At 62.3% G+C, this 600-nt stretch carries 1 protein-coding gene; it reads left to right on the forward strand.

Annotated elements, in window-relative coordinates:
• Window positions 1-197 precede the first annotated feature (197 nt).
• A partial coding sequence (locus FCU66_RS39965) for a FadR/GntR family transcriptional regulator (RefSeq protein ID WP_136625507.1) occupies window positions 198-600 on the forward strand: 403 nt, incomplete at its 3' end.

A 600-nucleotide genomic window follows, 5' to 3' on the forward strand; every position in this document is an offset into this window, starting at 1 on the left:
GGGGAGGCTTCGGCCAATCCTCAACGTTTATGACGGTCCACCGAAATGAACGATGATCTTGGCTGCCAACAGGCTTCCGAACTGTCAAGCCTTGCGCTCTGCGCACCGACTATCCCTGACAGACCTCCTGACAACCGATTGACAGCATTCTTCTTCTGTGCAGAATTGGTTGGACCATTGGACCACTTGGAGCAGATGTGGATCAGAATAGCCTGCCACCCATTCAGACGACGGCGCGCGATGACGCCGTGCTGAAGGCGTTGGTGGGCTTTGTTCGCGCCGAGGCCTTGCAGCCGGGCGAGAGACTTCCAACGGAGCGTATTCTGGCCGAGCGGCTGAAGGTCAGCCGCAACACGGTGCGCGAGGCGCTGACACGCTGGGAAGGGCTCGGCCTCGTCGAGCGCCGGCAAGGCAGCGGCACCTATCTCAAGGTCGCCGTCTCGCCAGACATGCTGCACATGCCGCTGACGCTGGCGGGCGGCAATGATTTCACCAGCCTGATGCAGACGATGGAGATCCGCCGCGCGCTGGAAGCGGAGGCCGCAGCTCTTTGCGCCGAACGCGCCAGCCAGGCCGACATCGCCGAAATCGCGCGCAAGC

It is taken from the genome of Mesorhizobium norvegicum (genome assembly GCF_004919685.1).
Classification (GTDB): domain Bacteria; phylum Pseudomonadota; class Alphaproteobacteria; order Rhizobiales; family Rhizobiaceae; genus Mesorhizobium; species Mesorhizobium norvegicum.